Origin of the sequence: Amycolatopsis sp. WQ 127309, from assembly GCF_023023025.1 — a bacterium.
GTDB lineage: Bacteria > Actinomycetota > Actinomycetes > Mycobacteriales > Pseudonocardiaceae > Amycolatopsis.
The window spans coordinates 1987685-2010119 of the sequence record NZ_CP095481.1 but is presented as its reverse complement, the minus strand read 5'-3'; the positions used below and the strand labels follow the sequence as shown (position 1 = coordinate 2010119).

Annotated in this window: 21 protein-coding genes and 2 pseudogenes; 18 read left to right on the top strand and 5 right to left on the bottom strand. The window is 71.1% G+C overall.

What is annotated here, in order from left to right; all coding sequences use genetic code 11:
* Positions 1-41 precede the first annotated feature (41 nt).
* From MUY22_RS08980 to folK, 8 genes and pseudogenes are all read left to right on the top strand, one after another.
* Positions 42-827 (top strand): ESX secretion-associated protein EspG, encoded by a 786-nt coding sequence (locus MUY22_RS08980; RefSeq protein WP_247058806.1) that lies wholly within the window; start codon positions 42-44, stop codon positions 825-827.
* A 367-nt stretch (positions 828-1194) separates the two neighbouring features.
* Entirely contained in the window at positions 1195-2010 is an 816-nt protein-coding gene (locus MUY22_RS08975; RefSeq protein ID WP_247058805.1) for an ESX secretion-associated protein EspG, read from the top strand.
* Positions 2011-2212: 202 nt separating this feature from the next.
* Complete coding sequence (gene ftsH / locus MUY22_RS08970; RefSeq protein WP_247058804.1) at positions 2213-4624, top strand: ATP-dependent zinc metalloprotease FtsH; 2412 nt, start codon at positions 2213-2215, stop codon at positions 4622-4624.
* Positions 4512-4853: pseudogene (locus tag MUY22_RS08965) on the top strand (GTP cyclohydrolase I); the annotation flags it as partial. The gene ftsH and the pseudogene MUY22_RS08965, both read left to right, overlap by 113 nt.
* Positions 4854-5837: 984 nt before the next feature.
* Positions 5838-6182 (top strand): annotated as a pseudogene (gene folE / locus MUY22_RS08960) (GTP cyclohydrolase I); the annotation flags it as partial.
* Positions 6183-6217: 35 nt separating this feature from the next.
* Positions 6218-7024: a dihydropteroate synthase gene (gene folP, locus MUY22_RS08955; RefSeq protein ID WP_247063762.1), complete on the top strand. Its 807-nt coding sequence runs from the start codon at positions 6218-6220 to the stop codon at positions 7022-7024.
* Positions 7017-7376, top strand: coding sequence for a dihydroneopterin aldolase (gene folB, locus MUY22_RS08950; protein ID WP_247058803.1), 360 nt, complete (start codon positions 7017-7019; stop codon positions 7374-7376). The genes folP and folB overlap by 8 nt, the downstream gene beginning before the upstream one ends.
* Positions 7373-7867, top strand: a complete 495-nt coding sequence (gene folK / locus MUY22_RS08945; protein WP_247058802.1) for a 2-amino-4-hydroxy-6-hydroxymethyldihydropteridine diphosphokinase — start codon at positions 7373-7375, stop codon at positions 7865-7867. The genes folB and folK overlap by 4 nt, the downstream gene beginning before the upstream one ends.
* A gap of 70 nt (positions 7868-7937) precedes the next feature.
* Here the strand turns inward: folK and MUY22_RS08940 are convergent, their stop codons facing one another.
* On the bottom strand, positions 7938-8873 hold the full coding sequence (locus MUY22_RS08940) for a MerR family transcriptional regulator (protein ID WP_247058801.1): 936 nt from the start codon (positions 8871-8873) through the stop codon (positions 7938-7940).
* Positions 8874-8962: 89 nt separating this feature from the next.
* Here MUY22_RS08940 and MUY22_RS08935 point away from each other — a divergent pair, with 89 nt between their 5' ends.
* From MUY22_RS08935 to MUY22_RS08905, 7 genes are all read left to right on the top strand, one after another.
* Positions 8963-9424 (top strand): DUF3180 domain-containing protein, encoded by a 462-nt coding sequence (locus MUY22_RS08935; protein WP_247058800.1) that lies wholly within the window; start codon positions 8963-8965, stop codon positions 9422-9424.
* 69 nt (positions 9425-9493) lie between these two features.
* Positions 9494-11887, top strand: coding sequence for a DUF6779 domain-containing protein (locus MUY22_RS08930; RefSeq protein WP_371827596.1), 2394 nt, complete (start codon positions 9494-9496; stop codon positions 11885-11887).
* A gap of 154 nt (positions 11888-12041) precedes the next feature.
* Positions 12042-13145, top strand: a complete 1104-nt coding sequence (locus tag MUY22_RS08925; RefSeq protein ID WP_247063760.1) for a PrsW family intramembrane metalloprotease — start codon at positions 12042-12044, stop codon at positions 13143-13145.
* A gap of 89 nt (positions 13146-13234) precedes the next feature.
* Entirely contained in the window at positions 13235-14194 is a 960-nt protein-coding gene (locus tag MUY22_RS08920; protein WP_371827663.1) for a Rossmann-like and DUF2520 domain-containing protein, read from the top strand.
* Entirely contained in the window at positions 14191-15102 is a 912-nt protein-coding gene (gene panC, locus MUY22_RS08915) for a pantoate--beta-alanine ligase (protein ID WP_247058797.1), read from the top strand. Before MUY22_RS08920 ends, panC begins: the two co-directional genes overlap by 4 nt.
* A gap of 9 nt (positions 15103-15111) precedes the next feature.
* Positions 15112-15606: an aspartate 1-decarboxylase gene (gene panD / locus MUY22_RS08910; RefSeq protein WP_247058796.1), complete on the top strand. Its 495-nt coding sequence runs from the start codon at positions 15112-15114 to the stop codon at positions 15604-15606.
* A gap of 5 nt (positions 15607-15611) precedes the next feature.
* On the top strand, positions 15612-16391 hold the full coding sequence (locus tag MUY22_RS08905; RefSeq protein WP_247058795.1) for a type III pantothenate kinase: 780 nt from the start codon (positions 15612-15614) through the stop codon (positions 16389-16391).
* On the opposite strand, the gene MUY22_RS08900 is transcribed toward MUY22_RS08905, so the two are convergent.
* Together MUY22_RS08900 and MUY22_RS08895 are read right to left on the bottom strand one after the other, a co-directional pair.
* Positions 16388-16792 carry a DUF6640 family protein gene (locus tag MUY22_RS08900; protein ID WP_247058794.1) on the bottom strand — a complete coding sequence of 135 codons (405 nt, stop codon included), beginning with the start codon at positions 16790-16792 and terminating at the stop codon, positions 16388-16390. The two genes, MUY22_RS08905 and MUY22_RS08900, sit on opposite strands and share 4 nt — an antisense overlap.
* Positions 16793-16839: 47 nt before the next feature.
* Complete coding sequence (locus tag MUY22_RS08895; protein WP_247058793.1) at positions 16840-17601, bottom strand: class I SAM-dependent methyltransferase; 762 nt, start codon at positions 17599-17601, stop codon at positions 16840-16842.
* 76 nt (positions 17602-17677) lie between these two features.
* Between MUY22_RS08895 and lysS the strand changes: the two genes are divergently transcribed.
* A complete protein-coding gene (gene lysS / locus MUY22_RS08890) occupies positions 17678-19189 on the top strand; it encodes a lysine--tRNA ligase (protein WP_247058792.1) in 1512 nt (503 codons plus the stop codon).
* 145 nt (positions 19190-19334) lie between these two features.
* Positions 19335-19688, top strand: a complete 354-nt coding sequence (locus MUY22_RS08885) for an Lsr2 family protein (protein WP_247058791.1) — start codon at positions 19335-19337, stop codon at positions 19686-19688.
* A 52-nt stretch (positions 19689-19740) separates the two neighbouring features.
* Here MUY22_RS08885 and MUY22_RS08880 read toward each other — a convergent pair whose 3' ends face one another.
* Positions 19741-20574: a helix-turn-helix domain-containing protein gene (locus MUY22_RS08880; protein WP_247058790.1), complete on the bottom strand. Its 834-nt coding sequence runs from the start codon at positions 20572-20574 to the stop codon at positions 19741-19743.
* A gap of 63 nt (positions 20575-20637) precedes the next feature.
* Between MUY22_RS08880 and MUY22_RS08875 the strand changes: the two genes are divergently transcribed.
* Positions 20638-21207 (top strand): TIGR03086 family metal-binding protein, encoded by a 570-nt coding sequence (locus MUY22_RS08875; RefSeq protein ID WP_247058789.1) that lies wholly within the window; start codon positions 20638-20640, stop codon positions 21205-21207.
* A gap of 201 nt (positions 21208-21408) precedes the next feature.
* Here MUY22_RS08875 and MUY22_RS08870 read toward each other — a convergent pair whose 3' ends face one another.
* Complete coding sequence (locus MUY22_RS08870) at positions 21409-22233, bottom strand: (2Fe-2S)-binding protein (RefSeq protein ID WP_247058788.1); 825 nt, start codon at positions 22231-22233, stop codon at positions 21409-21411.
* Positions 22234-22435 lie beyond the last annotated feature (202 nt).

The window sequence follows — 22435 nt, the reverse complement described above, 5'->3', positions numbered from 1 at the left end:
CGCGCGTCCGGCCCGCTTTCACATCTCTGGGGGGTGGCTCGATGCCGAACGCTGAGCTGCTGACCCCGGCCGAGGTGGACTTCCTGTGGGAGTCGGCCGGGCTGGGTGAGCTGCCGTACCCGCTGCGCGTCCGGTCGCACGGCGAGACGCTCGACGAGCGGTCGCTGCTGCGCCGGCGGACGCTGGAGGGACTGGCGGCGCGCGGGCTCGCGGACGGCCGCGGCCGCCCCGAACCGCACGTCGAGGACTACTTCGGCGTGCTGGCCACCCCCGAACTGAGCTTGGACGCCGTCCAGCTGATCGCCCCGGACGCCGAGCCGCTGCTCGCGATCGCCGGCGTACTGGGCGGCCAGGGGCTGCTGGCGGTCCAGGACACCCGCGGCCTGCACCTGCAGCCGTGCCCGGTGGACGGCCTGGCGAGCGCGATCGTCTCGCTGCTGCCCGCCGCCCCGCGCGGCAGCGAGAAGTCGATCACGGTGCCGCTGGAGCAGCTGGTCGGCGCGCACGGCGTCGACTTCCTGCAGCGCCGCGGCAACCCCGAGGACCGCACCAGCGCCGACGACGACCGCAAGGCCCTGGCCCGCCTGCACGCCCAGCCCCGCCTGCGCGGCGGCCAGATCGCGGCGAACGCCCGCACCCGGATGGGCGCCCGCAGCCGCACCCCGGTGCTGAGCTGGTTCGACACCGAGACGGGCCGCTACTTCACCCAGGCGTCCAAGGGCCACGACGGCCGAGACTGGATCACGATCGCCCCCGCCGACGCGGCGACGCTGCGCCACCGGCTCGGCGAGCTGCTCGCTGGAGCGTCGGCGACCAGCTCGGTCTGACCCCGGCCGGGTGCTTCGGCGGGCTGGTTCCGGCTCCCGCCGCGCGCGCTCGGCTCGATTCGCGCCCCGGCGCGGCCTCGCGAGTGGCTGATTCCGGACACCGCCACTCTGCCTCGGCCAAGATCGGCGCGAGCTGCCCAGGCCGCTGCCTCACCAGTCCGGCGGGACGGCGCGCGAGGCGCTGCGGCGCCCGCACCCCGGCGCGGCCTCGCGAACGGCTGATTCCGGACACCGTGAACGCGGGTCCCACACCATCTCTGCCAAGATCGGCCCCGGGTTCTCCGAGCGTGCCCAACCGGCAGCGGGAACGGTCCCGTTCTGTCGGTGGTGCGGGCTACGCTGAGCGAGAATCCGATCCGGGAGAGTAGTGATGCAAGAGTTCTTCTCGCCGCTGGCGTTCGACTTCCTGTGGGAGTCGGCGCGGGTCGGTGAGCTGCCCTACCCGCTGCACGTCCGGTCGCACGGCGCGACCGAGGACGAGCGGGTTTCGCTGCGCCACCGCACCGACGTCGAGCTGAAGGTGCGCGGCATCCGCGAGCCGCGGGGCAGGCTGGCGCCACCGATCGAAGACGCGCTGGAGCTGCTGGCCTTCGCGCCCCTGACCATCGACGCGCTGCACATCCCCCGGTTCGAGACCCCGACGGTCGGGGTGCTGGCGGCGGCCGACGACACCAAGGGCGTGCTCGCGGTCCAGGACGCCGACGGCATCTGGCTGCGGGACGTCCCGCCGGACGCGCTGGTCTCCGCCGTCATCGGCGTGCTGCCCGCCGGGCCGCGCGGGACCGAGGCCTCCGTCACACTCCCGCTGGACGACGCCCTGCACACGGCCCCCATCCGGGTGCCCGTGTCGCTGCCGGCGTCCGGTGAGGAAGAGAACAAGGGCAAACGCCGGACGCCGCTGAGCGAGCGGGTCGTCGCCGACCCGCGCGAGGCCTACGCGCGGCTCGCCGGGCAGCCCCGGATGTGCGGCGGTCAGCTGGCAGCGAACAGCCGGTCCCCGGTCGGGGCCAAGCAGCGGTCCCGGGTGCTGGCCTGGTTCGACACGGCCACCGGGCGCTACCTGAGCCTCTCCCGTGCAGGTACAGACGGTCGGGAGTGGGTCACGGTGGCCCCGGCGGACCCGCCGACACTGCGGACCCGGCTGGGCGAGATGGTGAGTGGTGTGTCCGACGGCACGCGATAGCGTGACAGAGGTGCAGGCCGAACGGGAACCAGGACGCGGTATCGCCCGTTGACCTGCGAGAGGCTCACAGGGGATGAACGCGGCAGCGGACGGTACCCTGTTGGGACGGGTGTCCAGGCACCATGGGTTGTCAAGATCGTGATGGCGGGTATCACAGGAGCCGCCCAACCAGGGAGGGTCGAGGCCACCAGGGCCGAGTCGTATGAACCGGAAGAGCGTGCTCAGGAACCCACTGCTGTGGATCGTCGCGGGGTTGCTGGCGTTGTTCGCGTACAACACGATCTTCGACAGCGATCGTGGGTACACCCAAGCACCCATCTCGGTGGCGAACTCCCAGATCACCACGAACAACGTCAAGGAAGCCAGCCTCGAGGACAAGGAACAGCAGGTCAAACTCCTGCTGAACAAACCTGTCGACGTCGACGGCCAGCAGACCACCCAGCTCATCGCGCAGTACCCGGCCAACGCGTCGCTTGAGATCTACGACAAGCTGCTGGCCGCGAAGAACGGCGATGGCGGGGTCAAGTTCACCACCAAGGTCACCCAGCAGGGTGTACTGACCCAGATCCTCATCTTCGCCATCCCGCTGGCCCTCGTGCTGGGCCTGCTGATGTGGATGATGAACAACGCCCAGGGCGGCGGCAACCGCGTCCTCAACTTCGGCAAGTCCAAGGCCAAGCAGCTGAACAAGGACATGCCCAAGACGACCTTCGGGGACGTCGCGGGCGCCGACGAGGCCGTCGAAGAGCTGTACGAGATCAAGGACTTCCTCCAGAACCCGGCGCGATATCAGGCGCTCGGCGCGAAGATCCCGAAGGGTGTCCTGCTCTACGGGCCACCCGGTACCGGCAAGACGCTGCTCGCGCGAGCTGTCGCGGGTGAAGCGGGCGTGCCGTTCTACACGATCTCGGGCTCGGACTTCGTCGAGATGTTCGTCGGTGTCGGTGCCTCCCGGGTGCGTGACCTGTTCGAACAGGCCAAGCAGAACGCGCCGTGCATCATCTTCGTGGACGAGATCGACGCGGTCGGCCGCCAGCGCGGCGCCGGCCTCGGCGGCGGCCACGACGAGCGCGAGCAGACGCTGAACCAGCTGCTCGTCGAGATGGACGGCTTCGACGCCCGCGGCGGCATCATCCTGATCGCGGCCACCAACCGGCCCGACATCCTCGACCCCGCGCTGCTGCGCCCGGGCCGCTTCGACCGGCAGATCCCGGTCTCCGCGCCCGACATGCGTGGCCGTCGCGCGATCCTCGAGGTGCACTCCAAGGGCAAGCCGATCGCGCAGGGCACCGACATGGGCAGCCTGGCCAAGCGGACCGTCGGCATGTCCGGCGCCGACCTGGCCAACGTGCTCAACGAGGCCGCACTGCTCACCGCCCGCAAGAACGGGCACGTGATCAGCGACGTCGAGCTGGAGGAGTCCGTCGACCGCGTCGTCGGCGGCCCCGCCCGCAAGAGCCGGATCATCTCCGAGAAGGAGAAGAAGATCACGGCCTACCACGAGGGCGGGCACGCGCTCGCCGCGTGGGCGATGCCGGACATCGAACCGGTCTACAAGCTGACCATCCTGCCGCGCGGCCGCACGGGCGGGCACGCGCTGCTCGTCCCGGAGGACGACAAGGACCTGATGACCCGCTCCGAGATGATCGGGCGGCTGGTCTTCGCGATGGGTGGCCGCACGGCGGAGGAGCTCGTCTTCCACGAGCCCACCACCGGCGCGTCCTCGGACATCGAGCAGGCGACGAAGATCGCCCGCGCGATGGTCACCGAGTACGGCATGAGCGCCCGCCTGGGCGCGGTCAAGTACGGCCAGGAGCAGGGCGACCCGTTCCTGGGCCGCTCGGCCGGCCGTCAGGCGGACTATTCGCTCGAGGTGGCGCACGAGATCGACGAGGAGGTGCGCAAGCTCATCGAGACCGCGCACACCGAGGCGTGGCACGTGCTCAACACCTACCGCGACGTGCTCGACGAGCTGGTCATCGAACTCCTCGAGAAGGAGACGCTGACCCGCAAGGACCTCGAGCGGATCTTCGCGACGGTCGAGAAGCGCCCGCACATCACCGTGTTCAACGAGTTCGGCGAGCGCACGCCGTCCGACAAGCCGCCCATCAAGACCCCGGGCGAGCTGGCGATCGAGCGCGGCGAGCCGTGGCCCCCGCCGGAGAAGGAGAAGCCGGTCCTGAAGCCGGAGCCGACCCCGGTCGGCACCGCCCAGGGCGCGGGCGACCTGCCCGGCGGCCCGCCGTACCCGGCGTCGGCACCGGACCCGAACGCCAACCCGTACGCCCCGCCGCCGCCGGGCGCCTACCCGAACGGCGGCCGCCCCTACGGCGGTCCCAACGGTGGCCCGAACGGCTCGTCCCACTGGCCGCAGAGCTACACCGGCCAGACGGGCGGCGGCGGCCCGGCGGGCCAGAGCGGCCCGCCGAACTACGGTGCCCCTCCGGGCTGGACCCCCGCGACCTCCCCCGGCGGCCAGCCGGGCCAGTCGTGGCGACCCGGTGGTGAAGATCGTTCTCGCGAGCACGGTTGGTTCGCCGATCAAGCGGGCGGCAACCAGCAGCAGAGCGAGGGAGAGCGTCGTGACGTGGACGGACCAGAAAAGCCCCAGTGACGCCGACCGCCCGGTCTTCGACCAGGACCGGGCGGAGAAGGCGATCCACGAGCTTCTGCTGGCCTGCGGCGAAAACCCGGACCGGGACGGCCTGAAGGACACCCCGGCCCGGGTCGCCCGCGCGTACAAGGAGATGTTCGCCGGCCTGTACACCGAGCCCGACTCGGTGCTGGACAAGACGTTCGACGAGTCCCACGAAGAGCTGGTGCTCGTCACGGACATCCCGATGTACAGCCAGTGCGTGCCCAGCAAGCAGACCGTGAACGCCGTCGGCGGCCGCAAGCAGGCCGCCGACGTGCGGGTGGGTGACAAGCTCTGGACCCTCGTCGGCGGCAACGTCGAGGAGACCGAGGTCACCGAGATCACCTCGCACCAGACGCGCGAGCTGGTCGAGGTGAAGACCTCGGTCGGCAAGTTCCTCGTCACTCCCGACCACCCTTTGGCGACGCCCGAGGGGTGGCAGGAAGCGAAGGACGTCGAAGGCTCGTTCATCGAGTGGACCCACGCGAAGAAGCTCTGCCGGGACCGGTGGCGCCCGAGCCTCGGGTACGACTTCGGCTACGTCGTCGGAACCGTCTGTGCTGACGGAACGGTCGCCGACCGGTACGTCTCGCTCGTGGTGAACGACCGCGACTACGCGAAGAAGTTCGCCGAGTCCCTGCACCGCGCCTTCGGGATCGACGCGAAGGTCGAACCGACCTCCCGGCCGTCGGGCTACCTGGGCCGCGACCTCCCCGGCTTCCGGGTCCGGGTCGTGTCTTCGTTCCTCGCGGATCTGATGCGGCAGTACGTGGGCGGCGACGCCCACCACCAGCGGCAGCGGTTCCCGATGGTGGTCCTCAACGACTTGTCGACCTTCAACGGCTTCCTCGACGGTTACGTCGACGGAGACGGACACCGGAGCAAGCATTCGGCGGGGCGGATCATCGCGAGCGCGAATACGCCGTTCATGGAGGATCTGGCCACCGTGATCGGTGCACGGTTCACCGCGAACACCGGCGGTGCCGCGTCGCGGTTGTACGTCGCCGACAGCTGGTTCCGGAAGCACGGTTTCCCGCAGGACGACTACGCGACCGATCTGATCGAGTCGGAGTACGTTCAGGTCGAGTCGGTGACACCGGTGACCGCGTCGGGCACGAAGCCCTACACCGTTTACAGTTTCAAATGCGATCCGCATCCGACGTTTTTGATTGCGGGACACTTAACTCATAACTGTGAACACCATTTAGTGCCATTTCACGGGGTCGCCCACGTCGGCTACATCCCGAACGCGGGCGGCAAGGTCACCGGGCTTTCGAAACTCGCCCGCCTCGTAGACCTCTACGCCAAGCGCCCCCAGGTCCAGGAGCGTCTGACCTCGCAGGTTGCCGACGCCTTGGTCCGCAAGCTCGAGCCGCGCGGGGTCATCGTCGTGATCGAGGCCGAGCACCTGTGCATGGCCATGCGCGGCATCCGGAAGCCGGGCGCGCGCACGACCACCTCGGCCGTGCGGGGGCTGCTCAAGACCTCCGCTTCGTCACGGGCGGAGGCGCTCGACCTCATCAAGGCGCGTCGGTGAGCACGAACCTTCCCGCGCCGGGGCGGTGCGTCGTGATGGGCGTGCTCAACGTGACCCCGGATTCCTTTTCGGACGGTGGCCGCTACCTCGACGTCGACCAGGCGCTGGAGCACGCCCGGGCGATGTGGACGCGGGGGGCCGACCTGATCGACGTCGGCGGGGAGTCGACGCGGCCCGGGGCGCTGCGGGTGGACGCCGAGACCGAGCTGGCCCGGGTTCTCCCGGTGATCCGGACGCTCGCCGGTGAAGGCGTGGCCGTGTCGGTCGACACCACGCGTGCGGCCGTCGCCGCCGCGGCGCTCGAGGCGGGGGCGCACGTCGTCAACGACGTCTCGGGTGGGCTGGCCGATCCGGACATGGCGCGGGTCGCGGCCGAGTCCGGGGCGCCGTGGGTGCTGATGCACTGGCGGGGCCACAGCGAGGACATGCAGGCCCTCGCGCAGTACGAAGACGTCGTCGCCGAAGTCCGGTCCGAGCTGCTGTCCCGGGTGGACGACGCGCTCGCGGCCGGCGTGTCCGAGAGTGCGATCGTGCTCGATCCCGGGCTCGGTTTCGCGAAGAACGCCGAGCACGACTGGGCGTTGCTGCGGGGGCTGGACTCGGTGCTCTCCCTGGGTTTCCCGGTGCTCGTCGGCGCTTCGCGCAAACGGTTCCTCGGCCGGCTGCTGTCCGAAAAGGACGGTACGCCGCGGTCGCCGGACGGCCGGGAGGACGCGACCGCGGCCATCTCGGCCCTGGCCGCGGCCGCCGGGGCCTGGGGTGTGCGGGTGCACGAGGTCGGGGCGTCGCTGGACGCGGTCGCGGTGGCCGCGGCGTGGTGGAAGGGTTCTCCGGATGTCTGACCGGATCACGTTGACCGGGTTGCGCGTGTTCGGCCACCACGGCGTGTTCGAGCACGAGAAGCGGGACGGCCAGGAGTTCGTCATCGATATCACGGTGTGGCTCGACCTCGGGCCCGCCGCCGCGTCGGACGACCTGACCAAGACGCTGCACTACGGCGAGCTGGCCGAGCTGGCCGCCGGGATCGTCGCCGGTGAGCCGTACGACCTCATCGAGAAGGTCGCCGGCACGATCGCCGACGCGGTCATGCGGGACGAGCGGCTCGGCGCGGTCGAGGTGACGGTGCACAAGCCGTCGGCGCCGATCCCGCTGACCTTCGACGACGTGGCCGTCACGGTCCGGCGCGACCGGTGAGCCGCGCCGTCCTTTCCCTGGGCTCCAACCTCGGCGACCGGCTCGGCTTCCTGAAGCTCGCGCTGGACGCCGTCCGGCCCGCGCTGGTCGCGGTGTCGAGCGTGTACGAGACGAAGGCGTGGGGCGTCGAGGACCAGCCGGACTTCCTCAACGCCGTCTGCGTCGTCGACGACCCGGGCCGCGACCACTGGGCGTGGCTGCGCACCGGCCAGGCCGCCGAGCAGGCGGCCGGGCGCGTGCGCGAGCTGCGGTGGGGGCCGCGGACGCTGGACGTCGACGTCGTCACGGTGGACGGCGTCACCTCCGCCGACCCGGAGCTGCTGCTGCCGCACCCGGGCACGCCGGAGCGCGCGAGCGTGCTGGTCCCGTGGCTGGAGATCGAGCCGGACGCGATCCTGCCCGGCCACGGCCCGCTCGCCACGCTGCTGGCCGCGCGTCCGGCGTCGGACGTCGGCTCGGTCCGGCGGACCGATCTCGACTTGAAGGCATAAAGATCGGTGAACCGGGGGTGTCCGTTACCGCCCACCCCCGGTTCGTCGCCGAACTGCGGTCCTCGTGCGGTCAGCCGCGCAGAGCCGCGATCATGAACCGCACCGCGGGCTGGGCCGTCGGGACCGGGGGCCAGCCGTTGACGGTGGCCAGCAGCTGCCAGTAGCGCTCGGCCCGGGGGTCGCCGCTCGCGGCGAAGCGGTCCGCCATCTCCGCGCGGAACTCCGGTGACGTCGCGTCCTGGCCGGGGCGGGCGGTGGCCGTCGCGATGTCGGCCGCAAGCGTTTGCCCCGCCTCCGACGTCGGCGATTCTCCGGCCGTCGCGGCCGCTTCGGCGCGGGAGACCCAGCCCGGCCAGTTCTGCTGCCAGGCGTCCGCGGGCGGGTGGAACTCGCCGTCCGCGATCTGCCGGGCCTGGGTTTCGCTCAGCTCGCGGATCAAGGCGCGGAACGACGGGTCCTGGACGAGCTCGGCGAACTCGATCCACGCCTCCAGCTGCTCGGGCGACGGGTCGTCCGGCAGCTCGGGCTTCCCGGCGCGCATCCGCGCGTAGAACTGCGGGTCGATCTCCAGCCCCGAGACCATCTCGTCCCAGAACTCGTCCACCAGCCGCTTGCGCTCCTCGTCGGACAACGACGCGAGACGGTTCATCAGGTTCACTTCCTCCAGCTCGGAATCACGCTTGGCCACCGCGCGCAGCACCGCCCGGCGCAGCCGCAGCCGCCGGATCTGCTCGTCGAGCGCCTCGACGTGCCGGTTCGCCAGCTCGCCGACCGTCGCGGAGCGCGACAGGGCGGCTTCGACGTCGGCGAGGCCGAGACCCAGCTCGCGCAGGGTGCGGACCAGCTCCAGCCGGGCCATGGCCGTGGCGTCGTAGAGCCGGTAGCCGGCGTCCGTCCGGTCGGTCGGGGGCAGCAGGCCCTCGTCCGAGTAGAACCGGATGGTCTTGACCGGCAGGCCCGTGCGCCTGGCCAGCTCGCCGATGGTGAAGATCGCGGTGGTACCCACAAGACGCATGGTGAACTCTCCAGTCGGTGGAGAGTCAAGGCTAGGCGCGGGTCCGGGTGCGCCAGGGCGCGCCCCGGTACGGTTGGCACATGCACTTCACCCGGCCTCGCGACCTGGTGGTGGCCGGGGTACTCGGCCTGGTCCTCGGTTACCTGCTCTTCCAGATGGCCTACGGCTCGCTGCCCCAGCTGCCGCTGCTCGCCGGCGTCACGTTCGCGGTGCTCGCCGTGATCGAGGCCGTGCTCGCGTTCCGGGTTCGCTCCCGGATCAGGAACGGCCGCGTCGTTGCCGCTATCGGGATCGCCCGATCGGTGGCCTTGGCGAAGGCTTCGTCACTCGCTGGCGCGTTCATGGCGGGTGCTTGGCTCGCGGCGCTCGCCTACCTTTTTCCCCGACGTGACGAACTCGTCGCCGCGGTTCTCGACACCCGGGCCGCGGTGGTCGGCGTGGTTTCCGCGGCACTGCTGGTAGCAGCGGGTTTGTGGCTCGAACACTGCTGCCGGACCCCGCGCGACCAGCCCCGTGAACGGACCCGCGGGACGACCGGTTAGCGCTCGAATCCCACCGCTCGCTGGACCGAGTAGGTCTCGTTCGGATTACGAGCAGGTACGGTGTCAGTCATGACCGGCGTGGGTGACGACTCGCGCGGCCGCCTTCTGGGTAGGCCGTGGCTTGTTGTCGGATTCGTCCTCGCCATCGGAGCCACCCTCGCACTGGTGCTCAGCAACGATCTCAAGTACCTCAGACTCGGGATCGTCGCCGCCCTCTGGGCTGCCCTGATCGGCGCGTTCCTCGCCGTGAAGTACCGCAAGCACGCGGCACAGAGCGAGGACGCGGTCTCCGAGGCGCAGGCTGTGTACGAGTTGGAGCTGGAACGCGAGATCGCGGCCCGGCGCGAGTACGAACTGGAGGTGGAGGCGGAGAACCGCACGACGGCCGACTCCCGCGGCCGCGAGGAGCTCGAGGCGCTGCGCGTCGAAGTCTCCGCGCTGCGCGACAGCCTCCAGTCGCTGTTCGGCGGTGAGGTGCTGCTCGAACGCGTCGCGCTGACTGCGCAGGCGACCCGCATGCGCAAGGTCTCCGACGACAACCGGATGATCCCCGACGGCGCCCCGAAGAAGAAGCCGGCGCAGCTGATGGCCGCGAAGAAGCCCGTGCCCGAGGGCGGCGAACGGCCGACCGAGCTGATCGACCGCGTGCTCGACGAGCGCCGCCGCAAGGCGTCGAACGGCAAGCCCGCGAACGGCAAGGGGTTCGGCGGCAAGGGCAAGGGGTTCGGCGGCAAGCCGGGCACCGGCCCGAAGGCCCCGGCCAACGTCAACGCCCAGAGCACCCAGCAGATCGCCCGGCCGAAGCCGCTGAGCGACCGCCGTCCGCCCGTGCCGGAGGTCGACCCGGCGCTGAACGCCGCGCAGCGCGAGCTGAAGGCCGCCGAGCTGCGCGCCGAGGCGGCCCGCCGCCAGGCCGAGTCGCAGCCGATGCGGCTGCCGGACCCGGCCGAGGTCGCCAAGCAGCCCGAACGCCGTCCCGAAGCCCCCGCCGAGCCGACGCGCCGGGAGATGCCGCGGACCCCCGACCCCGGTACCGAGGTCCGCCGCCCGGAGCCGAAGACCGAGATCCGCCGTCCCGAGCCGCCGCCCGCGCGCCGCGCGGAGATCTCGCGCTCGGAGATGCGGCCCGTCGAGATGTCCCGCCCCGACATCCCCCGTGTGGAGATGTCGCGTCCGGACATCCCGCGCGTCGAGGTGTCGCGGTCCGACCTGCCCCGTGTCGAGCGGCAGCGGCCCGCCGAGCGGTCGCGCCAGGAGATGCGGCCCGCCGAGATGTCCCGGCCCGACATCCCGCGCGTCGAGATGTCCCGGTCCGACCTGCCGCGCGTCCCCAAGCCGAACGGCGCGCGCCCCGATCCGCGGAAGGCTCCCGAGCCGCCCGCGCGCCCGCTCCAGGGCCGTCCGGCGGCCAGCGTGCCGCCGCCGAAGCCGTCCGAGATGTCCCGGTCGGACATCCGGCCGGTCGAGCGCCCGGTGGCCGACCTGAGCGCGGCGTTCCAGAACCGCGACGACTTCGCCGAGCGGCAGCGGCCCAACCGGCCGAAGCCGCCGGAGCCGAAGCCCGCCGACCGCAAGCCGCCGATGCCGCGGGACGCCACGGCATCGCGCACCGACCTGCCGGCGGTGCCCAGGCGGGATCCGGCCGGCTCGCGGACCGATCTGCCTGCCGTGCCGCGGCGCGATCCGGCCGGGTCGCGCACCGACCTGCCGGCCGTGGCGCGCCGGGACCCGGCCGGGTCCCGGACCGACCTCCCGGTCGTCCCGATGACGATGCCGGTGCCCAGCACCGGCCCGCCGTCGCGGACCAACCTGCCGCCCGCCGTGCCGCCGACCACGCCGGTGCCGGCCGCCGACGGCCGCCGTCCGTCGCGCCTCGAGCAGTTCTCGCGGCCCGACATGTCGCCGATCCTCGACGAGCCGCCGTCCCGGCACGGTTCGCACGGTTCGCACCGCGCTCCCACGGAAGCGGCGGCCCAGGCCGAGGCGCCGGTGAACCCGACGCTGCCGGAGTCGATGCGCAGCTTCCAGGGCCGTTCCACCGGCGGCGGCCGCCGCCGGAAGCCGGACGACTCGCAGGTGATGCCCGCCGTGCCCCCGCCGCCGCCCGAGCCGTCGGGTGGCCGCCGTCGCCGTCCGGACGGCGAACCGCCGGCCTGGGAAGGCATGGTCGCCGAACGCGCGTCCTTGTCGCGGCGCAACATGACGCCGGTCGACCCGGCCGACCTCGAGCGCAACGGCACCGGACAGCACGGCAACGGCCAGAACGGCAACGGGCAGAACGGGAACGGCCAGAACGGCCACAGCAACGGGAACGGCAACGGCCAGGCCCCGCGCAACGGCCACCGTTCCACCGAGGTGCCGGGCAGCGGGTCGCACAACACCGGCCGGTCGGTCAGCGAGCTGCTGGCGGCCAACGGCGGCACCGGTTCGACCCCGCGCCGCAGGCGGCGTGCCGAGGACTGAGGCGAGCCGGGTGGTGGCCGCGACGGCCCCGCCGGGCCACACCCGGGGTTCGCATTCCGGTCCGTGTCCGGTCTGCGTAGGGTGACCCGCTGTGAGCGGAACCCTCTCGCCCGCGACGGGACTCGATCGCGGACGGCGGCCTCGCCGGATCACCGTGCTGCTGCCGGTGCTCGGGCTGATCGTGGTCGCCCTGTGCGGCCTGTTCCTGTTCGGCCTGGCGACGGCGCGGGTCGGCCCGCTGGCCGTCACCATCGGCGTGCTGGCCGCGCTGGTGCCGGTCGCCGGGGTGGTGGCGGGCTTCCTGTGGGTCGACCGCTGGGAGCCCGAGCCGGCGAAGTTCCTGCTGCTGGCGTTCGCCTGGGGCGCCTGCATCGCGACGATCACCGCGCTGCTGATCAACACCACCGCCGAGGCGGTCGGTGACGAGCTGCTCGGCAAGGGCAGCGGCAACACCGTCGCCGCACTGGTGTCCGCGCCGGTCGTCGAGGAGGCCGCGAAGGCGCTCTTCGTGGTGCTCATCCTGTGGCGCCGCCGCAGCGAGTTCGACGGCGTCGTGGACGGCGTCGTCTACGCCGGGTTCAGCGCGGCCGGGTTCGCCTTCACCGAGAACATCTACTACTTCGGCCGGGCCTTCTACGACTACGGCTTCGGCGACGGGCACAGCCAGGGCGTCATCACGGCGTTCTTCCTGCGCGGCGTGCTCGCGCCGTTCACGCACCCGCTGTTCGCGGTGCTCACCGGCATCGGGATCGGCATCGCCGCCCGGACGACGACCAAGGCGCTGCGGATCATCGCGCCGGTCGCCGGCTACCTGGCCGCGGTCTGCCTGCACGCGCTGTGGAACAGCGCCGCGCTGCTGGGCGGGTCGAAGTTCCTGACCGTGTACTTCCTGATCATGCTGCCGCTGTTCCTCGGCGTGGTCTACCTGGTCATCCTGCAGCGACGGCGGGAGCAGCGGATCATCGAAGCCGCGCTGCCGCACATGGCCGCGGCGCGGTGGATCGCGCCGTCGGAGGTCGAGCTGCTGGCCAGCCTGCCCGGCCGCCGCGCTTGGCGCCGTCAGGCGAAACGCCAGTCCGGCAAGCAGGCCGCGAAGGCCGTCGCCGTGTACCAGGCCAGCGTCACGGAGCTCGCGTTCCTGGACCGCCAGGAGCTGCACACCGCGGTCGACCGGCAACGCCAGCAGGAGCTGCTGCGCACGCTGAAGGCCGCCCGCGCCGAAGCCACCCGGCTCGCCCAGGAAGCGCCACAAGGGTGAACCGGTCCGGGTGAAGCTTGTCACCCGGGCTCAACGGTCCACGCTCAGCCGAGTTAGTCTCGCGCCGTCGTCCGGTACCCGGAGCGGGACTGGAACGAGAGCAGAGGGAGTCTGCCAACCATGAGCGTCCACAGGCGCACGCCATGATGAGACCTGCTCGCCTCGCGGTCGGGGTCGTTTCCGCCGGCCGGGTGGGCAGTGTGCTCGGTGCCGCCTTGGCCCGGGCGGGCCACACGGTGGTCGCCGCGTCCGGCCTGTCCGCCGCGTCGCTGGCCCGCGCCGAACGCCTCCTCCCCGACGTGCCCATCCTGCCGCCCGACGAAACCGTCCGGCGGGCGGACCTGGTCGTGCTCGCCCTCCCCGACGACGCGCTGGCCGGCATGGTCCGCGGCCTGGTCGCCACCAAGTCGCTGCGACCGGGCCAGATCGTCGTGCACACCTCCGGCGCGCAGGGCATCGACGTCCTGGCGCCCGCGGCCGAGGCCGGGGCGCTCCCGCTGGCCCTGCACCCGGTGATGACGTTCACCGGCCGCGAGGAAGACCTCGAACGGCTGGCGGCGTGCAGCATCGGCGTCACGGCGACGGCCGACGACGAAGCGGCGTGGAACGTCGGCGAAGCGCTGGCCGTCGAGATGGGTGCCGAGCCCGTGCGCATCCCCGACTCCGCGCGAGCGCTCTACCACGCTGCGTTGACCCACGGCGCGAACCACCTGATGACGCTGGTCGCGGACTGCGCGGAAGTCTTGCGCGAAGCGGGAATCGGGCATTCCGAACGCCTGGTCGCACCACTGCTTTCGGCCGCGTTGGATAATGTGCTCCGACACGGCGACCGCGCGCTCACCGGCCCGGTCGCCCGTGGCGACATCGGCACCGTCCGCAAGCACCTCGAGGTGCTGGGGGACCGGGCGCCGGACGTCGCACCGGCCTACCGCGCGCTGGCCAAGCGCACGGCGGAGCGTTCCGTGGCCGCCGGGCTGCTCGACACCGCGGCCGCCAAGGAACTCACCGACCTCCTCGACGATCCCGCCGAAGGGCATCCAGACCAGTGACCACACCGAAATTCAGCCGCGGCACCCTGAACACCTTCGCCTCGCCCGAGCAGATGAGCCAGGTCAGCCGGGCCCTGCACGGCGTCGGGTGCAAGCTGGCGCTCGTGCCGACCATGGGCGCGCTGCACGCCGGGCACCGCGAGCTGATCCGCCGCGCCAAGCGGCTGCCGAACAACGTCGTGGCCACGTCGATCTTCGTCAACCCGCTGCAGTTCGGCGAGGGCGAGGACTTCGAGGCCTACCCGCGTCCGCTGGAGGCCGACCTGGCCGTGCTGGACGAGGACGGCGTCGAAATCGCCTTCACCCCGGCCGCCGACGCGCTGTACGCCGAGGGTGCCGCCGTCACCGTGCACCCCGGTCCGCTCGGCGACGAGCTCGAAGGCGTCGTCCGGCCCGGCCACTTCGCCGGCGTGCTGACCGTCGTGGCGAAGCTGTTCAACCTGCTCCGTCCGGACTACGCGCTCTTCGGCGAAAAGGACTACCAGCAACTGGTCCTGATCAAGCGGATGGTGCGCGACCTGAACATCGGCACGCACGTGATCGGCGTGCCGACCGTGCGTGAACGCGACGGGCTCGCGCTGTCGTCGCGCAACGTCTACCTCACGCCTGAGCAGCGTGAGGACGCCATCGTCCTGTCGGCCGCCCTCACCGCGGGGGCGTTCGTCGGCCGGGACGGGGCGGAAGCGGTCCTCGAGACCGCGTGGAAGACCCTCGCCGCGCGGCCCGCGGTCGAGGTGGATTACCTGGAGTTGAGGGGAACCGACCTCGGGCCCGCGCCCGTCGATGGTGAAGCAAGACTGTTGATCGCGGCCCGGGTGGGGAGTACCCGGCTGATCGACAACGTCCCGGTGTTGCTCGGTGCGGCGGTTGACCACCCAGCGCAGCCGGAGCGGGACGCAGGGGAATAGGAGTCCACGATGTACCGCACCATGCTCAAGTCGAAGATCCACCGGGTCACCGTCACCCAGGCCGACCTGCACTACGTCGGCTCGGTCACCGTCGACGAGGACCTGATGGAGGCCGCGGACCTGCTGCCGGGGGAACAGGTGTCCATTGTGGACGTCACCAACGGCTCGCGGCTGGAGACCTACGTCATCAAGGGGGAACGCGGCAGCGGCGTGCTCGGCATCAACGGCGCCGCGGCCCACCTGGTGCACCCCGGTGACCTGGTCATCCTGATCTCCTACGGCCAGATGGATGACGCCGAGGCCGCGACGTACGAACCGCGCGTGGTGTTCGTCGACGCGGACAACCGGATCGTCCACCGGCACACCGATCCCGGCCACGCGCCGGAGGGTTCCGGGCTGCTCAGCGGCACGGTGACCCTGCCGGAGGAGGAGACGGCGATCTTCCCGGTGGCCGAGACGGCGGACGCCCGCCGGCTCGACGCGTTGCTGCACGCGGAAAGCTGACCCGCTTGCTGCTCACCGTCGACGTCGGCAACACGAACATCGTGCTGGGGCTCTATTCCGGCACCGAGCTCGCAGGCGACTGGCGCATGCGCACCGACGCGCGGATGACCGCCGACGAGCTCGCGCTGACCGTGCGCGGGCTCCTCGGCCCGCACGCGGACGACGTCACGGGGATCAGCGCGTTGTCGACGGTGCCGGCGGTGCTGCGCGAACTGCGCGTGATGCTTTCGCGCTACTACGCGAAAGTGCCGAAGATCGTCGTCGAGCCGGGGGTGCGCACGGGTGTGCCCCTGCTCGTCGACAACCCGAAGGAAGTGGGCGCGGACCGGCTGGCGAACACGCTGGCCGCGCACCACCTGCACAGCGACACGGCGTGCGTCGTCGTCGACTTCGGCACGTCGACCAACGTGGACGCGATCTCGGCCCGCGGCGAGTTCCTGGGCGGCGCGTTCGCCCCCGGGATCGAGATCTCGGTGGACGCGCTGGCCGCGCGCGCGGCGGCGCTGCGGAAGGTCGAGCTGGTGCCGCCGCGGTCGGTGATCGGCAAGAACACGGTGGAGTGCCTGCAGTCGGGCATCCTGTACGGCTTCGCGGGCCAGGTCGACGGCCTGGTCCGGCGGATCGTCCGCGAGCTGTCCCCGGGCGGCCGGGAACCGGTGGCGGTGCTCGCCACCGGTGGCCTGGCGCCGCTGGTGATCAGCGAGTCGGAGACGATCACGGACCACGTCCCGGACCTGACCCTGCTCGGGCTGCGCCTGGTCTACGAGCGCAACATCCGCCCTTAGCCCCGCGCCAGGCGCCGGCGTTCGAGAACGTAGCCCAGCGCCGTCACGGCCAGCGCCGGGAACGCGATCGCCGCCTGCGGGAACTTCGCCGTCCCCGGCGGGTCGACGGCCTTCGAGCCCGGGTAGGCCAGCGCCGAGATCTGCGTCAGCCAGTACAGCGAAGCCAGTGCGGCGCCCGCGTCGAGCCCCTCCCGGGACGAGGGTGCCCGCCAGAGCTGCCACAGGCTCGTGACGCCGAGCGCGAGCCCGAGGCTCATCGTCTGGCCGTTGTGGAACTTCGCGTGCGGTGGCCAGGCCGGGTTCTTCACGTGGGTCTCGTTCCAGTCGGCCCGGTAGGGGCCGGCCGCGGTCACGAGCGACGTCAGGGAGATCAGTGCCCGGCCCCAGGATTTGGTACGCATGGGTCCAGTCTGGAACCTCCAGTTTGCTGGAGGTCAAGGCGGTGGCTTCAGCGGCGCCGGCTGCGGAACGTCCAGGTGATCAGCGGCAGGTCGAACTCGCCGGACGCCGTCGCGGGGTTCGTCTCCAGGAAGTGGCGGACGCGGGCGACCAGCGGCGCGGACTCCGCCGGGTCCGAGATGATCACGCGTGAATAGGTCTGCAGCGTTTCGAGCAGGCTCTCCGCCGTCCGCCGGTGGGCGTGGTGGAAGCGGCCGCTCTCGAACGATGTGAACGCCGGATGGGTGGCCGGCTGCCGGTCGCCGTCGGTGTCCGGGCGGCGCCACCCCATGCTCGCGGTTTCGGTGAACTCCGCCACCCACGGCACCGATTCGTCCTCGTAGTTCCACATCGGCACGAACACCCCGCCCGGGCGCAGCACCCGCGCCATTTCGGTCATCGCGGGCCCGACGTCGAACCAGTGGAACGCCTGGCCGACGAAAATCGCGTCGACGGCCGCGCCGGGCAGCGGGATCCGTTCCGCGCTCCCCTCCAGCGCCGTCACCGCCGGCAGCAGGCGGGACAGTTCGGCCAGCATTCCCGGGTCGGGTTCGACGGCGGTGACGTCGAGGCCGAGATCGACCAGGCTCGCCGTGACCTTGCCCGTTCCGGCGCCGAGGTCGAGCACCCGCCGGGGGGTGCAGTCCGCCCCGGCGAGGCCCCACTCGATGGCCTCTCGCGAGTAGTCGGGCCGGTGCTCGGCGTACGCGCCGGCGCGTGAACCGAAGGAAGCGGCTTGCCGGGCGCGGATGTCCGCTGTGGGATCACTCACCGGCCCAGGTTAATGGACGGAAAGGAAAGGTAATCCGGTTGGCGTAGCGCCAGGTGAGGTTCGTACCCTATGGGCCATGACCGAAAACCCCGCGTCCACCAGCGACCCCGCCGAAGACGAACTGCCCGAGCAGATGCGGGTGCGCCGGGAGAAGCGCGACCGGATCATCGCCGAAGGGATCGATCCGTACCCGGTGGAGGTGCCCCGCACGCACTCGCTCGCCGACGTGCGCGCGTCCCATTCCGGCCTGCCGGCCGACACCGCCACCGGCGATCTGGTCGGCGTGACCGGCCGGGTGATGTTCCTGCGCAATACGGGCAAACTGTGCTTCGCGAGCCTTCGTGAGGGCGACGGCACCGAGCTGCAGGCGATGATCAGCCTGGCGAAGGTCGGCGAAGACGCGCTCGCGGCGTGGAAGTCCGACGTCGACCTGGGCGACCACGTCTTCGTGCACGGCGAGGTCATCACCTCCAAGCGTGGCGAGCTTTCGGTGATGGCGGACAGCTGGCGGCTCACGTCGAAGTCGCTGCGCCCGCTCCCGGTGGCCCACAAGGAGCTCGCCGAGGAGACGCGGATCCGGCAGCGCTACGTCGACCTCATCCTGCGCCCGCGCGCGCGGGACGTCGTGCGCACGCGCGCCGGCGTCGTCCGGTCGCTGCGGGAGTCGTTCCACCGGCGCGGGTACACCGAGGTCGAGACGCCGATGCTGCAGACGCTGCACGGCGGCGCCGCGGCCCGCCCGTTCGTCACGCATTCGAACGCTTTCGACCTGGAGCTCTTCCTGCGGATCGCGCCGGAGCTCTACCTCAAGCGCTGCGTCGTCGGCGGCATCGAGAAGGTTTTCGAGATCAATCGCAACTTCCGGAACGAGGGCAGCGACTCGTCGCACTCGCCGGAGTTCGCGATGCTGGAGTACTACGAGGCGTACGCCACGTACGACACCAATGCCGTGATGACCCGCGAGCTGATCCAGGAAGCCGCGCAGGCGGTCTTGGACACCCAGGTCGTCACCCTGCCCGACGGTTCGGAGTACGACCTCTCCGGCGAATGGACCACACTCGGAATGTACGAGTCGTTGTCCGATTCCCTCGGCGAAGAGGTGACGCCGGAGACGCCCGCCGCCAAACTGCACGGATTCGCGCAGGCCAGGGGCTTGGAAGTGGATCCGAAGCTCACGCACGGCAAGCTGGTCGAGGAACTGTGGGAGCATCTCGTCGGAGATCACCTGCACGCCCCGACGTTTGTGCGTGATTTTCCGCTGGAGACGTCGCCATTGACCAGGCAGCACCGCTCGCGGGCCGGTGTGGCCGAGAAGTGGGACCTCTACGTGCGCGGATTCGAACTCGCCACCGGATACTCCGAGCTGGTCGATCCGGTCGTCGAACGGGAACGGCTCACCGAACAGTCCAGGCTGGCGGCACAGGGCGATAGCGAAGCCATGCGGCTGGATGAAGATTTCCTCCGGGCACTTGAGTACGGAATGCCACCGAGCGGCGGGGTCGGAATGGGGATCGACCGGCTGCTGATGGCGCTGACCGGTCTCGGTATCCGGGAGACGATCCTCTTCCCGCTCACCCGGCCCGAATAACCCGGCCGTGTGAGTTGTCTACTGGTTTACCTCAATGAGATTTGCGCTGTCACCCGGAAGCGGGTACTAATGTACAGACAAAGTCTTCTGTGCGGGGCACGCCCCGTAACCAGATCATTGAGTAAGCCCCCGCAGGAGGAAACAGATGGCACAGAAGGTGCTCGTCTCGCTGGTCGACGACCTCGACGGCAGTGAGGCGGAAGAGACCGTCGAGTTCGGTTTGGACGGCATCAGCTACCAGATCGACCTCTCCTCGGAAAACGCCGAGGAGCTCCGGGACGCGCTCGCGCAGTATGTCGAGCACGCCCGCCGCGCCGGTGGTCGCAAGCGCGCTTCCGTGCGTCCGGTCGCGGGTGGCAAGGGCTCCGCTCGCCCGGCCGCCGTCGACCGTGAGCAGAACCAGGCCATTCGGTCCTGGGCGCGCAAGAACGGGTACGCGGTTTCGGACCGGGGCCGGATCCCCTCCGAGGTCGTCGAGGCCTACCACAAGAAGAACTGACGCGGGGTTTGCGGGACTGGGGCCGCCGGGCGAATTCGCCCGGCGGCTTTCTTCATGTCCGGTGACTGTCCGGCACCGGTCCGGGGTCGGTCCGGGCCGTTCGGGCGTACTCGCCGGGCGACTGACCGGTCACCGCCGCGAAATCACGGATGAAGTGCGACTGGTCGCTATAGCCCAGCCGAGCCGCCAGTCCGGCGTAATCCACTGGTCCTTCGGTGGCGATCCGGTGCGCGGCGTCGTTGAGCCGGTATATCCGGATCGCCCACTTGGGTGCGCATCCGACGTGTTCGGCGAACAGCCGTTGCAGTGAGCGGGTGGTTAGTCCAGTATCGGTGCACAGCTGTGCCACCCGGGTAATTCCCGGATCCCGCGCGATTGATTCGACCGCGGCCGCGGCCTCTCGTGCCGCCGGTCGGAGTACCGCCGCATTTGCGATCAGCAAGTTGTCGATCGCACCGACCATTTGCGCGTCGTCCGGCGCGGTCCGCACCGATTCCGCGGCTTCGCGGGCCTTCGCGCCGAAAACGTCCGTGAGCGGGACGGCGCGGTCGGCGATGTCACTCACCGGGCCGTTGAGGAACGCGCGGAAGCACCCGGGCCGGAATCGCACGCCGAGGCCCTGCACCCGGCCTTCCAGCCGATGTGAAAAGACTTCACGACCTGGTCCGTACACCCCGGAAGCGGTGGGGAAGAACGTCGCGTGCACCGCGAGGTTCGGCAGCACGCGCTGCTCGTGCGGCGGTTTGCCGCGCCGGTCCCAGTGCAGCACCCAGTGGTACTCGACGCATTCCGCCAGTTCGGGCGCCGGCGGGTACCGGGTCAAGGTGAACATCGTGCGGGCGGCGGCCTCGGCCACGATGCCCTGCGGGATCCGGTGTTCCACCACGGCTCAACGGTAACTGTCGCGTTCTTTCAAGACGGCGCCGCGGCGGGCCGTTTTGATCTCGGCATGACTGCCGAGTTGATGCGCCCCGCCGCGGCCGAGTTCCTGAGCGTCGCGCTGGCCGTGGAAGACCTGAGCGCCCCGACGCCGTGCGCCGGCTACGACGTCTCCGGACTGCTGAATCACCTTCTGTACTGGGGCCCGTGGCTGATCGCCGCGGGACGGCGCGAGGAGCCGCCGTCACCCGGAGCGGGCGAGACCGGCGCGGGGCTGGTGACGGCCGGCTGGGCGGCCGCGCTGGAGAAGCAGACGGAGACGCTGGTGGAGATCTTCGAGGCGGCGTCGGCGTGGACCGGCACGACGAAGCTGGGCACGGCCGAGCTGCCCGGCGCGGTGATAGGCGACATGGTCCTGGGCGAGTTCGTCCTGCACGGCTGGGACCTGGCCCGGGCGAGCGGCCGACCGCTGCACTGCGTGTCCTCCGCGGCGACGGCGGTCCTGAAGTCCGCGCGGGCGATGGGCGAGCAGGCACGCGCGATGGGCGTCTACGGCCCGGAGGTACCGGTTCCGACGGACGCGGCTGTGCTGGACCGCGCGCTCGGGGCGGCGGGTCGCGATCCGGCGTGGGGTCGCTGAGTGGTGGTCCTGCCCGGAGCGGCCCGCACGCTGCCCGGAATGGCCAACACATCGCCCGGAGCGGCCAACACGCCGCCTGAAGTGGCCAACACGCCGGCAACGGGTCTCGCTGTCGGCGCTGCGTGCCGTGTTGGCCGCTCCCGTCGTCGTGTTGGCCGTTCCGGGAGAGGCGTGGCGCGGGTGACGAACGCTGCCGGGGGGCTAGCGGGCGCAGGTGCGGGGGCAGCCGTCGCACTCGGATTCGGCCGGGAGCAGGTACGAGAAGCAGCAGCTCTCGCGGCGGCGGGTCCACTCGCGGTGGCCATCCGCTCCCTCCTGCAGTCGCAGGGTCGATGCCGACGTCAGTGGCGGGTAGACCGTGTCGAGGACCAGGGCCGCGTCGGCTACGCCGGCGCCTTCGGCCTCCGCGGTGCCTCCTTGGCGGCCCGCCCACCAGAGCGAGTTCTCCAGCGCGTCGGTCGCCGCGGCCCAGAGCATACGGCGGCCCAGTCTGCTGACCGGGGCGTACGCCTGGACGAACTTGGCCGCGTGGGCCAGGTAGTGGGCCCGCAGCACCGCGGCCAGGGTCCGCTCGTCGCGGACTACCGTCGCCTCCGAGCGGGCTGATCCCGGGTCCGTCGGGAGGCAGTAGAAGTCGTCGCCGAGCACGGCCATGCCGTCCGGGTGGGGGCGGTCGTCGGCCAGCCGGAACGCCAGCTCGCCGGGCTTCAGCGAGGGCACCCGGCGCTCGTGGTGCAGCAGCAGCGCGCCGACGTACGCCGGGACGTGCAGGTACCAGGTCATCACGTAGCTGGCCGTGGTCCGCGCCGGTGCGGCGTCGTGCTCGCGCAGCAGCCAGTCGCCCAGCAGGCCGCGCCACTCGTCGAAGTACGCCGGCGTCTCCAGCAGCTCCGAACAGCGGATCCAGCCCACCGGGACGTCACGCCGCAGTTCGTTGCGTTCCTGCAGGCCGGAGACCCGCAGGAGCGACGACGCGAGGCCGTCGCCGACCTCGCGTGCGTCACGGAAGGACCGCTGCTGGTTCAACCGCGGCCCTCCTAGCGCCGTGGGGATTAGGCCTGCCTAACCTTACAGGCTTTCCGTTACTGCGCCAATCGGGTGGCCGGTCTCACGGGTCTCCCATGTTGCGGACCTGTTCGCGTTGAGCGGACACCGCGCGGATGGCGGAATCCGGGTGGCCGTCCGCACGTTGGGGTTGACGTAAAGGTGCAGGGCAACCTGATGATGG